11 protein-coding genes, 1 tRNA gene and 1 pseudogene are annotated in these 14123 nt (G+C 68.0%); all 13 read right to left on the bottom strand.

The window, feature by feature from the left end; genetic code table 11:
* Nucleotides 1–17 precede the first annotated feature (17 nt).
* Nucleotides 18–100: transfer RNA gene (locus Poly30_RS13920), tRNA-Leu, on the bottom strand.
* Between the two features lie 80 nt (nt 101–180).
* On the bottom strand, nt 181–756 hold the full coding sequence (locus tag Poly30_RS13915; RefSeq protein ID WP_145198261.1) for a hypothetical protein: 576 nt from the start codon (nt 754–756) through the stop codon (nt 181–183).
* Between the two features lie 4 nt (nt 757–760).
* A complete protein-coding gene (locus tag Poly30_RS13910) occupies nt 761–1843 on the bottom strand; it encodes a D-alanine--D-alanine ligase family protein (RefSeq protein ID WP_419190168.1) in 1083 nt (360 codons plus the stop codon).
* A gap of 7 nt (nt 1844–1850) precedes the next feature.
* Complete coding sequence (locus tag Poly30_RS13905; RefSeq protein ID WP_145198257.1) at nt 1851–3269, bottom strand: UTP--glucose-1-phosphate uridylyltransferase; 1419 nt, start codon at nt 3267–3269, stop codon at nt 1851–1853.
* A 44-nt stretch (nt 3270–3313) separates the two neighbouring features.
* The gene (gene fabF / locus Poly30_RS13900; RefSeq protein ID WP_145198255.1) at nt 3314–4558 is read right to left on the bottom strand and encodes a beta-ketoacyl-ACP synthase II; all 1245 of its coding nucleotides are present in this window, start codon (nt 4556–4558) and stop codon (nt 3314–3316) included.
* Between the two features lie 117 nt (nt 4559–4675).
* Entirely contained in the window at nt 4676–4918 is a 243-nt protein-coding gene (gene acpP, locus Poly30_RS13895; RefSeq protein WP_145198253.1) for an acyl carrier protein, read from the bottom strand.
* A gap of 164 nt (nt 4919–5082) precedes the next feature.
* A complete protein-coding gene (gene fabG / locus Poly30_RS13890; RefSeq protein WP_145198251.1) occupies nt 5083–5847 on the bottom strand; it encodes a 3-oxoacyl-[acyl-carrier-protein] reductase in 765 nt (254 codons plus the stop codon).
* A gap of 88 nt (nt 5848–5935) precedes the next feature.
* Nucleotides 5936–6895, bottom strand: a complete 960-nt coding sequence (gene fabD / locus Poly30_RS13885) for an ACP S-malonyltransferase (RefSeq protein WP_145198250.1) — start codon at nt 6893–6895, stop codon at nt 5936–5938.
* Between the two features lie 24 nt (nt 6896–6919).
* The gene (locus tag Poly30_RS13880; RefSeq protein WP_145198248.1) at nt 6920–7921 is read right to left on the bottom strand and encodes a beta-ketoacyl-ACP synthase III; all 1002 of its coding nucleotides are present in this window, start codon (nt 7919–7921) and stop codon (nt 6920–6922) included.
* A gap of 210 nt (nt 7922–8131) precedes the next feature.
* A complete protein-coding gene (gene plsX / locus Poly30_RS13875) occupies nt 8132–9136 on the bottom strand; it encodes a phosphate acyltransferase PlsX (RefSeq protein ID WP_145198246.1) in 1005 nt (334 codons plus the stop codon).
* 202 nt (nt 9137–9338) lie between these two features.
* Complete coding sequence (gene rpmF / locus Poly30_RS13870; protein WP_145198244.1) at nt 9339–9545, bottom strand: 50S ribosomal protein L32; 207 nt, start codon at nt 9543–9545, stop codon at nt 9339–9341.
* A 247-nt stretch (nt 9546–9792) separates the two neighbouring features.
* On the bottom strand, nt 9793–12510 hold the full coding sequence (alaS, locus tag Poly30_RS13865) for an alanine--tRNA ligase (protein ID WP_145198242.1): 2718 nt from the start codon (nt 12508–12510) through the stop codon (nt 9793–9795).
* Nucleotides 12511–12778: 268 nt separating this feature from the next.
* Nucleotides 12779–13972: pseudogene (recA, locus tag Poly30_RS13860) on the bottom strand (recombinase RecA); the annotation flags it as partial.
* Nucleotides 13973–14123 lie beyond the last annotated feature (151 nt).

Raw genomic sequence — 14123 nt, 5'->3', positions numbered from 1 at the left:
CGCTGACTTCGGGGGAGTACCGAAGGAGGGACTCGAACCCTCACTCCCTTGCGGGAAACGGATTTTGAATCCGTCGCGTCTACCATTCCGCCACTTCGGCTCGCTCTCGTGGGGCGAGGATAGCGAAGGGGGCGGGGGGGCGCCATCCTTCGGGTTGGGGTTCCAGCTCTGGGTTCCTGGTTAGGGGAGCCAGGTCAGGCCGAAGAGGAGGATCGGGCCTTCCCCCACGTCCTCTCCGTCCGTGTCGACGTTGATCTCCACTCCGAGGCCCAGGGTGGTTTCGAATCGGCCCAGGGAGGGGTGGGTCCAGCCGTAGCCGAATTCTGCGGAGGGTTGGAGGACCAGGATGTCGGTCGAGCCTGAACGGCCCGGGTCCTTCCAGTCGATGTTCAGGTTCCAGAGGTCCAGGCGGGCTCCGTAGTGGAAGCCGGACTCCGTCAAGGGGCTTGGGTGGTTCAGGGACCGGCGCCAGCCCAGGCCTCCGCCGAAACCAGAGCCGGATTCGTCGTCGTGCTCGCCCCAGTCGCGGCGGTCGGTGATGTTCGTGCCCAGGCGGGCCGTGATCACGTCTCGGTCGCTGACGGTCTTGCGGAAATGGAGGGCCGGGATGATGCCCGCCGGGTAGGCCTGGATTTCGACGCCCGTCTGGAGGGGGCCCGTGGGTTCGCTCGTCGATGCGCAGGCCGATAGGGCGAGGGCGAGGAGGAGGGCGGCGGGGGCGAGGCAGGGGCTGGATAACCGGGGAGCTTGGGGCATCGGTTCAGAGGGCTCTCGCCACGATCTCCAGGCAGAGCTCTCGGTAGTTCACTCCGTCGGCCTTGGCGGCCAGAGGGAGTAGGGAGCGGGGCGTGAAGCCGGGGAGGGTGTTGGCCTCCAGCATGATCGGTTCGGCGTCGTCCTCGAAGACCCTCTCGCCCTCGCGCGAGGTCTTGCACGGCACGATGAAATCGATTCGGCCGTAGCCGTGGCCGTTGAAGGATTCCCACGCTCGGCGGGCGCGGATCTTGATTCGCTCGGCCAGGTTCGACGGGAGGTAGACCGGGGGGCAGTTCTCCACCGCTCCCCCCTGGGCCGCGTACTTCTGCTGGTGGTCGAAGAACGTCGAGGTCGCGGGCAGGATTTCGACGACCGGCAGGGCGTGGGCGGAGTTGCCCGTGCCGATCACTCCGCACGTGGTCTCCAGGCCCGAGATTTCGGTCTCGACGAGGATGTCTCCCCCATCCTCAGCGATGGTGTCGGCGGCCTTCGTGACCTCTTCGTCCGAGGTGCAGCGGAAGACTCCGAAGGACGAGCCCGCCGTGGCGTGCTTCACGAACTTGACCTTGCCGGGGACGGCGTGGAAACGGGCGAGCGAGTCCTCGCGGCGGAGCTTGAAGGCTCCGTTCGTGGCGAAGGCTCCCGGGGCCACGGCGACTCCTGCGTCCGAGGCCACGAGGCGCGAGTGGTGCTTGTGCATGCACAGCGACGAGGTGGCGGTGCCGGGGCCCGTGTGGCGGCGGCCTGCGAGCTGGAGGAACGCCTGCACTCGGCCGTCCTCGCCGGCCCCGCCGTGGAGGGCGAGGATGTAGACCGCGTTCGCGGGGAGGGCTTCGACGGCGCGCTGCGGGGAGAGCGCGAGGCCGTCGAGGCACCACTGGCCCGAAGCGCTGATCTCCAGCTCCGTCACCGGCGGCGTGACGTCCGCCGACGGGCCCGAAAGGTCACGGAGAGCGGCCACGATCGAGCGACCCGAGGTCATGGAGACCTCGCGCTCGAACGAGTCCCCCCCCATCACCACGACGATCGGTGTGGTTTGGAGCTCCGCCTTGATGGCGGGACTGTTCCAGGTTTCCCAGTCGCTCAACGTCGAGCTAGCCGGCAACCGGCCCCTCTTGATCAGGTTCGAAGACGATTCCGCCGTTGACCTTTCGACCATGGGCGGCAGTGGTTCGGAATTCCTCGGGCGTCTCGGCGACCCTCGGATCGATTTCGATGGCGGTGAAGTCCGCGGCGTTCCAATCGGGATGGCCCGCCATGAGTTCGGCGCCGATCCGGGTCAGGTCCGCGCGCGCCGTCTCCGGCGAGTCGCTGCCCTCCGCGTTCTTCACCGGGCTGAACTCCTGGGCGCGCTCGACCTCGAGGACCACCGACGACCGGGTCCTGGCGAGGGCATCGAAGACGAAGGTCTCGAACTTCACGCCGTCGACCTGGGTCGGGGCGCCGGCGGCGTCGATGGACGGGATCGACTTGCGCGCGATGTGCCAGGGCAGGTCCAGCGCGCCCCCGCTCGCCAGCGACTCGATGAAGTCCCGACGGATCATGTGGGCCGCGATGTTACCGGCATTGAAGAGGAGCTCGCCCGTGGCCTCGTTCCGCGCATGGCGCAGATCGTCCGTGAGGTCCGAGTACTCGATGCACCCGAGCTTTCCGTCCACGAGGCCGAGGACGCCGACCTTCTCGTGGGCATCGCGCTTCGGCACCACCTTGCTCGACATCTGCGCGCCCGCCTCGGCGTGCAGGCCGATGAAGAGCGGGTCCGCGGGGCGCGTCAGGGGGCTATCGACCTGGAAGTAGCTGAGCTGTTCGATGCCCTCCTCGGCCATGACCTCGAGGGCTCCCGAGGCGGAGAGCGCGGCCAGGGTCCCGCCGTGGCCATCCGGCGCCAGGAAGAGCTCGTGCTTCGACGCCAGCAGGATCCGCCCGTTCGCATCGAGCGCCGGGAGCATGTCCTGGGTGAAGAAGAAGAGGTTCTGCTTCGAGAGGCCGAAGTAGTCCTGGGCCTCGAAGAACGCGCGCGTCTCGTCGTCGTTCGCCTCCGACGTCATCACGAACCACAGGGGGTCGAAGCCGTAGCGGTAGGACGCCGCCTGGATGCGCGCGGCGTGCCACGCGAAGAGGCTCTTGTTGGTCACCGGGCCGATCTCGAAGGCACCCTTCGGGCCGTCGAAGCCCAGGCGCGAGCCCTGGCCGCCCGCGACCAGCACGAAGCCGATCTTGCCCGCGGCGAGCAGGTTCGCGCCGAGGGCGGCGGCCTGACGGGCCTGGGCCTCCTGCTCCGCGCTGCGGTTCAGCGGGAAGAAATCCGGCGGCGCCAGGTTGCTGGCGGCCGCCGCGTCACTGCTCTGGAGGAGCGCGCCGTGACGGGCGACGAGCGCCAGGTCCACGGCTCTGAGCTGCCGCTCGAGAGTACGCTGCTGGGAGGGCTCCAGCTCGGCCCAGTGCCTGAACACATGGCCCTGGCCGGCTTCTTCGAAGTCGGCGCGGAGCGCCTCCAGGGATGGGATCGACATGGTCTCTCGAGGCGCTCTCGCGCGGGGCGGGTTGGGGATGGCTGCTAGACCTTGCCGATGCAGATCGACACATTGTGACCGCCGAAGCCCAGCGAGTTGCACAGGGCGTTCTGGATCACGAGCTGGCGCGCTGAGCCTGGGACATAGTCCAGGTCGCAGGCGGGATCCGGCGTCGTGTAGTTGCGCGTCGGGTGGACCTCGGCGTTTTTGATCGCGAGGGCCGTCACCACGAGCTCCACGGCGGTCGCGCCGCCGAGCAGGTGCCCGACCATCGACTTCGTCGAGTTCACGGCCAGCTTCTTGGCGTGATCACCGAAAACGCGGTGCAGCGCCGTGGTCTCGATGGAATCGTTGTACGCCGTGCTCGTGCCGTGCGCGTTGATGTACTCGACCTGGTCCGGGTTCACGCCCGCGTGCCGCAGGGCTTCCTGCATCGCGCGCATCGGGCCGTAGCCGTCTTCCTTCGGCGCGGTGATGTGGAACGCGTCGTCGGTCGAGCCGTAGCCCTTGACCTCGGCGTAGATCTTCGCGCCCCGGGCTTTCGCGTGCTCGTACTCCTCGAGGACGAGGATGCCCGCACCCTCCCCCATCACGAAGCCGTCGCGGTCCTTGTCGAACGGACGGCTCGCCAGCTCCGGCGCGTCGTTGCGCGTCGAGAGCGCCTTCGCCGAGGCGAAACCCGCCATCGACAGGGGCGTCATCGCCGACTCCGCGCCGCCCGTGACGACGACGTCGCAGTCGTCCCACTGGATCGCTCGCCACGCCATGCCGATCGCGTGACCGGCCGACGCGCACGCGCTGGAGGTCGTGAACGCGGTGCCCATCAGCCCGTGACGGATCGCGACCTGGCCGCTGACGGCGTTCGGCATGATCCTTGGAATGAAGTGCGGGCTCACGCGGCGCGCGCCGCGCTCCTTCAGCACGTCGTGCTGCTCCAGGATGCCCGTGATGCCGCCGATGCCGGTTCCGATGATCGTACCGATGCGCTCGCGCTGCTCCTGGGGCAGGTCGTTCGGCTTCTCCATCCCGGCGTCCTGCAACGCCTCGTCGGAGGCCATCATCGCCCACATCGTGAACGGGTCCAGCTTGCGCTGATCCTTCACGTCGAAGCCGCACGCCTCTGGATCCCAGTCGACCTGGGCCGCGATGGTGGCGGAGATTCCTTCGGTGTCAAAACGAGTGATCGTCGACACGCCGTTCTCGCCCGCGAGGATGCGCGGGTAGGAAGTGGCGACGTCGAGACCGAGCGCGTTGACGGTGCCGATTCCTGTAATGACGACACGGCGCATGGCCTGGTGGCTCCGGCGAAGGAGCGGATGAGGGGTGTTGGAAACCCAGGGGCCTTGGGCCCCCGGGATCTCCCGAGTGGTCGAGCTAGCGTCTCGGACTGCCGGGGCAGTTCCGGACTACTGGAGCTTGGCGCCGATGTAGTCGACGGCCGCGCCCACGGTCTGGATCTTCTCTGCGTCTTCGTCCGGGATGTTGATCTCGAACTCGTCCTCGAACTCCATGACCAGCTCAACCGTGTCAAGCGAGTCCGCGCCGAGGTCGTTGATGAACGAGGTCTCCAGGGAGATCTTGTCCGGGGTCGTGCCCATCTGGTCACAGACGATCTTCTTGACGCGGTCTTCGATTGAGGAATCGCTCACTTCGTACTCTCCGTAGCGGGGGGTCTTGTCGCTCCGGAGCGCGGAGCGCGCCGAGGCTGGGGTTGCGGGTCGCGACAATTGCGATTCCGCTGGGGGTGGGTAAAAGGCCTGACCGAGGCGAGCGCCACTCCGAGGAGCAGGCTTGCCGGGAGGCTCCAGCTTCCTTAGAGGCTGAGGCCGCCGTCGACGATCAAGGTCTGTCCGGTGATGTAGGAGCCGGTCGGGCCGGCCAGGAAGAGCGTAGCAGCCGCAATGTCATCCGCCGAGCCCATACGGCCCAGGGGGATGGCGCCCATGAGCTTGCCACGCTCGTTTTCGGGGATGTCCGAGGTCATGTCGGTCTCGATGAAGCCCGGCGCGATCGCGTTGCAGGTGACCCCGCGGCCCGAGAGTTCCTTGGCCGTCGACTTCGTGAGGCCGATGACGCCGGCCTTGCTGGCCGCGTAGTTGGCCTGGCCCGCGTTGCCGGTGACGCCGACGACGGACGCGATGTTGATGATCCGGCCGCTGCCCGCCTTCATCAGGGGCCGCGCGGCCGCCTTGACGAAGTTCCAGGTGCCCTTGAGGTTCACGGCGATCACGCGGTCGAAGTCGTCCTCGGCCATGCGCATCAGGAGCTGGTCGCGCGTGATCCCTGCGTTGTTCACGAGGATGTCGATGCCGCCGTACTCGGTGGTCACTTCCTTCACGAGGTCCGCCACGGCGTTCGTGTCGGACACGTCCACGCCGTACGCCTTCGCGCCCGGCTCGTGGGCCGCGCACGCCTTCGCCGTCTCGACCACGTTGGCCTCGGAGGTCGCCACGCAGACCACGCGGGCGCCGGCCCTCGCGAGGGTCTCGGCGATCGCGCGGCCGATGCCGCGGCTGGCGCCGGTGACGAGCGCGACCTGTCCCTGGAGCGGACGGGCAGTGGAGTTCGAGTCAGTCACGGATGAGAGAGTGGAGAGGAATGTTTAGGGGGCGTCGTTCAGTGTCGCACTTCGAGGGCGGGGAGCCTAGCCCCCGCCTCCGCGGGCATCAAGACGCGTTCGCGGACGCGAGGGCCGCGTCGACGTCCCCCGGCTGAGCCGCGGGCACGACTTCCGGTTCTTGGTCTATCTTCCGCAGGATTCCGGCCAGAATCGTGCCCGGACCGGGCTCCAGGAAGCGGTTTTGGCCCTGTTCGATCGCCCAGCGCATCGATTTCTCCCACAGCACCGGGGCGCAAACCTGCGTGGCGAGGGTTTCCCTGACGGCCTCGACAGTCTCGACGGGCGCCGCCGTGACGTTCGAAATCACGCGAATTTTTGGCGCGTGGATCTCGGTTTCCTCGAGCGCGGCCGCGAGCTTGTCCGCCGCGGGCCGCATGCACTCGCTGTGGAAACCGCCCGCGACGACGAGCTTCCGCACCCGCCGCACGCCGTGATCCTTCGCGGCCGCTTCGACCGCGTCGAGCGCGGGGTGTTCGCCCGACAGCACGAGCTGGCCCGGCGCGTTCAGGTTCGCGACCTGGCAGATGCCGAACTCGGAGCCGACCTTCGCGAGCGCTTCCGCCTGCTCGTCCGTCGCCCCCATCAGGCTCATCATGCCGCTCGGGTTCGCCTCGGACGCGGCCTGCATGGCCTCGCCGCGCAGGCGCACCAGCCGCAGGCCCGACGCGAAGTCGAAGGTCCCCGCCGCCCAGTGCGCCGTGTACTCGCCGAGCGAGAGCCCGGCCGTCATCGGCGCCGAGAAGCGATCGAACCCGCGCGCTTCGAGCACGCTGAGGATCGCCACGCCGGTCGTGAAGATGCCGGGCTGCGCGATGTCGGTCCGGTTGACCTCCTCGCCGCTCTCCCAGCACGCCTTCGAGAGCGAGAAACCGAGGACCTCGTCGGCTTGGCTCCAGATCTCAGCGGCCTCGGGGAAAGCCTCGGCCCAGTCCTTGCCCATGCCTTCGGCCTGGGCGCCCTGGCCCGGGAACAGAAGTGCGGGCGTCATGTTCGATGCGTTGGTCATGGTGCTTGAGAGGTCAGGGCGACACTACCACTTGATGAGCGTCGCGCCCCAGGTGAGGCCGGCGCCGAAGGCGACGAGGATCACGAGGTCGCCCTTGTGCAGTCGGCCCTCGCGAACGGCCTCGTCGAGCGCGATCGGCACGCTGCCCGCCGACGTGTTGCCGTACTTCTCGATGTTCAGGAAGAACTTCTCGATCGGCCAGTCGAGGCGCTCGCGCGCGGCCTCGATGATCCGCATGTTCACCTGGTGCGGGATCACGAGCTTGATGTCGTCGGCGCTGTAGCCGTCCGCCGCTTCCTGGATCAGCTCCGTCATCTTCGTGACGGCGAACCGGTACACCTCGCGCCCCTTCACCCGGATGAAGTGGTTCGACTTGTCGTAGTCGGGGTGGTTGTGCGGGTGGACGGAGCCGCCTTCCGGGATGTGGATGTACTCGTAGCCCTCGCCGTCGCAGCCGAGGGTTTGCTTGAGGATTTCGCCCTGGCCGCCGCCGTCGCCGCACTGGTCGAGCGGACGCAGCACCGCGGCGCCCGCGCCGTCGCCGAACAGGATGCACGAGGTGCGGTCCGTCATGTCGAGGTAGCGCGACAGCGTCTCGCCGCCGATCGCCAGCACGTTCTTCGCGCGGCCGGAGGCGATGAACGCCTCGGCGGTATCGAGCGCCGTGAGGAACCCGGTGCACGCGGACAGCACGTCGAACGCGCCGGCCTTGGAGCAGCCGAGGTTCGTCTGGACGAGCGCCGAGATGCTCGGCATCAGGTGGTCCTGCGTGAGCGAGCCCGTGATGATCAGGTCGATCTCGTCGGGCTGGAGCCCGGCGGCCTCGATGGCCTGGCGCGCGGCCTCCGTGCAGAGATCGGAACAGTTCGTTCCCTCGTCCACGAAGCGGCGAGCACGGATGCCGGTGCGCTTCGTGATCCACTCGTCGTTGGTGTCGACGATCTTCGAGAGATCATCGTTCGTCACCTCACGCGGGGGAACACTGTGACCGGTTCCGGCGATTCCAACTCGGACGAGGTTCGTCATGGTGCGGTGCTCCCGTTGCCGGGGAGCCAGTGATTCAGTGGAGCGGACCCCGCGACGGGGTCCAAGGTGCGCTCGGCGCGTCGATGGCGGAGCCCAAGACTGTCACGCATTGGGGCGCGAGGTTCAACCTCTCCCCTTGAAAGCGGCGCATGTGAGGCGGCCCGATGGCCCGGGCCCACCCTCCTCACAGCGCTCAGAGGGCCGCTACGATCAGCCCTCGAGCCCGCGCACGATGTGACCGTTCACATCGGCGTCCAGGGTCCGCTGCGCCAGATTGATGGCGTTGCTGACGGCCGTCGCGTCGGATCGGCCGTGCCCGATGACCACGATGCCGTTGACGCCGAGGAGCAGCGCTCCCCCGTACTCGGAGTAGTCGATCCGCTTGCGTACGTTGCTGAGCGCTTCGGGCCCCCACTGGGCTCCGTGGGCCTTCAGCTCGCGCATGACGAGGTTCAGCATGAACCCCGAGTAGTCCTCAAGCAGCTTCAGCACGACGTTGCCCGTGAAGCCGTCCGTCACCACGACGTCGACGCCGCCCTTGAAGAGGTCGCCGCCCTCGATGTTACCGATGAAGTTCAGCGGAGACTCCGTGAGCAGCCCGTGGGCCTCGCGCAGGAGATCCGTGCCCTTGCTGGGCTCCTCGCCGATGTTCAGGAGGCCCACGCGCGGCTTCTCGGCCGCCTTGTCGCTCCCGCGCCGCAGGACGTCGCGCGTGAGGACCGCGCCCATGAGCCCGTACTGCAGGAGGTGCTCGGGCTTCGGCACCACGTTCGCCCCCATGTCGAGGATCGTCACGGGCTCGCCCGTGAGTTCCAGCGTCACGGCGATCCCGGGGCGCCGCACGCCGGGGAGCGTCTTGAGCCCGACGGTCGCCGCGCCGACGACGGCGCCGGTGTTGCCCATGCTGACGTGGGCACCCGCGGCCCCCATCTTCACCGCGCCCGTGGCGATGGCGATCGAGGACTGGGGCTTGGCGCGGAGGGCCACGCCGGGCTTCTCGTCCATCCCGATCGCCTCGGGGGCGTGCAGGACGTCGAAGCCGGGGTTGCCACCGCGCTCTTCGAGTCCGGAACGGATGACGTCTTCGTTGCCGACGAGCAGGAGTCGCTCGGGAGCGAGGCCGTGCTGGGCGGCCAGAAGGGCGCCGTCGAGGTTGCACGCGGGCGCGGAATCGCCGCCCATGACGTCCAGAGCAATGCGCTGGTTCGCGTTCATCGGGATCTCAGATAAGAGAGAGGCCCATAAGCGAGAAACCCTGTGAGCTGAGGGTCAGCGCGCAGGGCTCTGCTGGGGCTCGGAAGAGGCTCGGAAGGAGGCTCGTGGCAACCGTGTTCAGTTCCGCGTCCCGGCCAGCGCGCTCACCGGTCTCGAAGGATCGAGTCCCGGGGCGCCAGCCCTCAGGCGCGGAACCTCGAGATCAATACTCGTCGTCCTTCTCGAAAACGACGAAGCCCTTGGTGCCGCCTTTCTCGAAGCCGTAGTGCGTCGCATCTTCGCTGATGCGGTGCGAGCGGCTGAGAACGCCCGAACGGGGGCAATGCTTGACGGTCGGAGCCGTGAGAGCGAGGTGCGAACGGCGCTTGTTCTTGACGGACTTCGAGGTCCTGCGCTTGGGGTGTGCCATGGAATCAGTGGGGTGCCAGGGGCCCGGTGCTTGTGGTAGCGGTGGTGGGCGCCAGTTCTTATTGGCGGGTCGGGGTCAGGAGCGAGTCCCGAAACCGAGCCCGGGGCTCAGGTCCCCACAGGCTGAACATCAGCCGGAGGGGCGTTTCAAGCGGAGCAAGCTACAAGCTCGCCCCCCGATGTGCCAGAAAATCGTCCTAACTACTGCGGGTCCGGACGCCCGTCCCCGGAAAAGATCGGCCGAAGAATCAGCGGAGGGCCACCTGGAAGACCTGGACCACCTCGTGGATGGCCGCCGGGATGGCGTCCGCGCGCTCCCCCTGGCCCTGGGCAGAGTCCGCTCGGCCACCGCCGCCGCCCCCGAGGAGGGCCTTGACCTTGGTCGCGAGGTCGCCCGCGCTGATCCCCTTGGCGAGCGCTTCCCCGGCGCAGAGCGCCACGAACGGGACGCCGCTCGCGTTCGAGCCCGGCTCGCCGCGCCCGAACAGCACGAGGGCGAGGTCCGGCTCGGCGCCCTTCAGGCGCTCGCCGAGCTGGCGGATCCCGTCACGATCGAGTTCCGGGAAGTCCAGCGCGCCCGCGACGACGCCGCCGCGCTTCTCGAGCTCGGTCTTCGCGAGCTGGAACGCCGCCGTGACCTGGTCGCCCGCAGCCGACTTCTTCTGCTTCTTGGCCTCCTTGACCTGCTTCTGGAGCTGGTCGATGCGGCCGCCGAGTTCCTCTGGCGAGGTCTTCAGCTTGGCCGAGAGCTCCTTGAGCAGCCTGCGCTGCTCCTGGAACGCCGCCACCGCGCCCGCCTGGGTCAGGGCCTCGATCCGCCGCACGCCGGCCGCGACCGCGCGCTCGGAGAGGATCACGAAGGGGCCGATGTCGCCGGTCCGCGCGACGTGGGTGCCGCCGCAGAGTTCCAGCGACCACGGGCGCGCATCGCCGTCGTCATCGTCGATCGAGACCACGCGGACCTCGTCGCCGTACTTCTCGCCGAAGAGCGCCATCGCGCCCCGCGACTTGGCCTCGTCCGGCGTCTCGACGCTCGTCACGACGGCGCGGTTGCGCGCCACGCGATCGTTCACGGCCGTCTCGACCTCGAGCATCTCCTCCTCCGACATGGCGCTCGGGTGGCTGATATCGAAGCGCAGGCGATCGGGGCCGACGTAGGAGCCCGCCTGGGCCACGTGATCGCCGAGCGCGTCGCGCAGCGCCTGGTGCAGAAGGTGCGTCGCCGTGTGGTTCGCGCGGATCGAGTTCCGGCGCGCGGCGTCCACGAGGCAGACCGCGCCCGCGCCTGCGACGGGCTCGCCGTCGACCTGGCCGATGTGCACGTGGACATCGCCCATCTTCTTGGTCTCCTCGACCACGAAGCGGAACGTGCCGTCCTGGGCCTCGATGAGGCCCGTGTCCCCCACCTGGCCGCCGGCGTCGGCGTAGAACGACGTGCGGTCCAGGATCAGGCGCGCGGGGCGATCCGACAGCGCCGGGAAGTAGCGGACCACCTCGGCGTTGCACTCGGTGCGGCCGCCTTCGTCCTCGTGGTAGACCGCCACGGTGCCAGGGAGCCCGGAGAGTTCCTCGGCGGACAGGATCTGCTTGAAGCTGCCCTCGCTCTTCGAGACCTCGCTGTGGGCCTCGCGCGCGGCGTCCCAGCCGGCTGTATCGACCGACATCCCGCGCTCGCGCGCCATCAGCTCGACGAGGTCCTGGGGGAAGCCGTAGGTCGCGTACAGCTCGTACGCGTCCTTGCCGTCGATCTCCATGCCCTTCGTCGCCTGGGCGAGCTTCTCGAACTGAACGAGGCCGCGATCGAGCGTCTTGCGGAACGACTCTTCCTCGGTCTTCATCACGAGCTGGACGTGCTCCTTGCGCGTCTTCATCTCGGGGAAGGCCTCGCCGAGCACGTCGACGACGGCCGCGACGACCTCGAACAGGAAGGGCTCCTTCGCGCCGAGGTGCTGGAGGCCATAGCGGCTCGCGCGGCGCACGAGTCGGCGCAGCACGTAGCCGCGGCCCTCGTTCGAAGGCGTCACGCCGTCGGCCACGGCCGAGGTGAACGCACGAACGTGGTCCGCGCACACGCGGAACGCGACGTCGGCCTCGTCATCGGGCGTGGCGTGGTAGGTCTTGCCGGTCACGCGCTCGATGGCGCGGAAGATCGGCTGGAAGAGGTCCGTGTCGTAGTTCGAGGACTTGCCCTGGAGCACGGCGAGCACGCGTTCGAAGCCCATGCCCGTGTCGACGCTCTTCGCCGGCAGCTCGACGAGCGAGCCGTCGTCCTGGCGGTTGAACTGCATGAACACGTTGTTCCACAGCTCGATGAAGCGCTCGTTCCCGGCGTTGACGCCGATCTTGATGTCGGCGCCGTCGTTCGGGTCGCTGTCCGGCCCGCCGCGGTCGATGTGGATCTCGGTGCACGGCCCGCACGGACCGGTCTCCCCCATCTCCCAGAAGTTGTCCGACTTGTCGAAGCGCAGGACGTGGGACGGGTCGATGTCCGTCTTGGTCTTCCAGATCTCCTCGGCCTCGGTGTCGGCCGGCAGCCCGTCCTTCTCGTCGCCCGCGAAGACCGTGACCCAGAGGCGATCCTTGGGCATCCCCCACACCTCGGTCAGGAGCGTCCACGACCACACGATCGCGTCCTCCTTGAAGTAGTCGCCGAACGACCAGTTCCCGAGCATCTCGAAGAACGTGTGGTGGTACGTGTCGCGGCCGACCTCTTCGAGGTCGTTGTGCTTACCCTGGACGCGGATGCACTTCTGGGTGTCGACGGCGCGCTTGTAGGGGCGCGTGCCGGTCCCGAGGAAGACGTCCTTGAACTGGTTCATCCCCGCGTTCGTGAAGAGCAGCGTCGGGTCGTCCTGGGGGAAGACCGGGGCCGAGGGCACGATGCGGTGGCCGCGCTCTTCGAAGAAGTGAAGGAAGTCTTTGCGGACTCGAGTCGCGGTGAAGGTCTGGACGTCGCCGGGAGTCATGTCTCGATGGGGAGGGACCAAATGGGGCTCGCCAGGGCGCTCCCGGCTGTCGGGAGCCGCGCGCTGGGGAGGTTGTGGGCGGGAGATGGTAATCGGGAACGGGAGAGGGCCAGCCCACAACTCCGCGGGAATGCGCGGAGGCTGGCTGGCCCGGTCATGGCGGGCTCAGGGCCCGTCCGGAAGGGATTCGCGAGGGATTCTCGCGTTACTTGGCGGAAGCCTTGGCCTTCTTGGTGGTCGTGGACTTGCCGCTGGCCTTCCCGGCCGAGGCGCCGTCGCCTGAGCCACCCGAGTTGCCGGAGTCGAACTCGGTCTCGGGGTCCACGTCGGAAGGCGCCTCGTCGGCGACCAGCTCTGCGATTTCCTCTTCGTCGACGAGGCCCACCTCGACCGGCGACAGCTTCCGGAAGATCTCTTCCTCGATGAGGACAGCGAGGTCCGGGTTGTCCATCAGGAACTGCCGGCTGCGCTCCATGCCCTGGCCCAGGCGGATTTCACCGTCCGTGGGGTGCTTCATGGAGTACCAGGTGCCCGAGCGGAGCACGATCCCGACCTTCATCCCGAGGTCGAGCAGCTCGCCCTCCTTGGAGATGCCGCGGTTGTAAAGGATGTCGAACTCGACCTTTCGGAACGGCGGCGCCACCTTGTTCTTGACCACCGTCACCTTGGTGCGGTTGCCGACGACCTCGTCGCCGTCCTTCAGCTGGCCGATCCGGCGGATGTCCAGGCGGACCGACGAGTAGAACTTGAGCGCGCGACCACCGGTCGTGGTCTCCGGGCTGCCGAACATCACGCCGATCTTCTCGCGGATCTGGTTGATGAAGATCACGAGGCAGTTCGACTTGGAGATGGCTCCGGTCAGCTTCCGCAGGCCCTGGCTCATCAGGCGAGCGTGCAGGCCGACGAAGCTATCCCCCATCTCGCCCTCGATCTCGGCGCGCGGCACGAGGGCCGCCACCGAGTCGATGACGATGACGCTGACCGCGTTCGAGCGAACGAGCGTTTCGACGATCTCGAGGGCCTGCTCGCCCGTATCCGGCTGGCTGACGAGCAGGTCGTCGAGCTTGACGCCCAGCTTGCGAGCGTACGACGGGTCGAGGGCGTGCTCGGCGTCGACGAAGGCGCAGACGTCGCCCGATTTCTGGGCGGAGGCGATGACGTGGAGCGTCAGGGTCGTCTTACCGGAGCTCTCCGGGCCGTAGATCTCGACGATCCGGCCCTTGGGCAGGCCCTTGCCGCCGAGGCCGAGGTCCAGGTTGATCGAGCCGGTCGAGATGCCCTCGATCTTGCTGATCAGGTCGCTCTTGTCGCCCAGGCGCATGATCGAGCCGATGCCGTAGCTCTTCTCGATCTCGCCGAGGGCGGCCGTGAGCGCCTTTTCGCGCCCCTCGCCGGAAACCTCGGGGCCGACGCCGCGGGAGGGAAGCTTGGACTTGGCTGATTTGGGTCCTCGAAGGCTCATGATGTCTGTCTCTTTTCGCCCTTGCGGGCGTGCGGTGGGTCTATCGGATATTTGTGTGCGGGCCCGCCCGGGCGAGGGATCTCGCGGGGTGGATTCGTCGGGCGCGAAGGCGGCCAGGCGCCCGACGGATGTTCGGTGTTCGTTCGGTATA

Origin of the sequence: Saltatorellus ferox (assembly GCA_007751475.1) — a bacterium.
Classification (GTDB): Bacteria; Planctomycetota; UBA1135; order UBA1135.
Note: the sequence above shows the minus strand (reverse complement) of the source record. Positions and strands in the feature narration are given on the sequence as shown.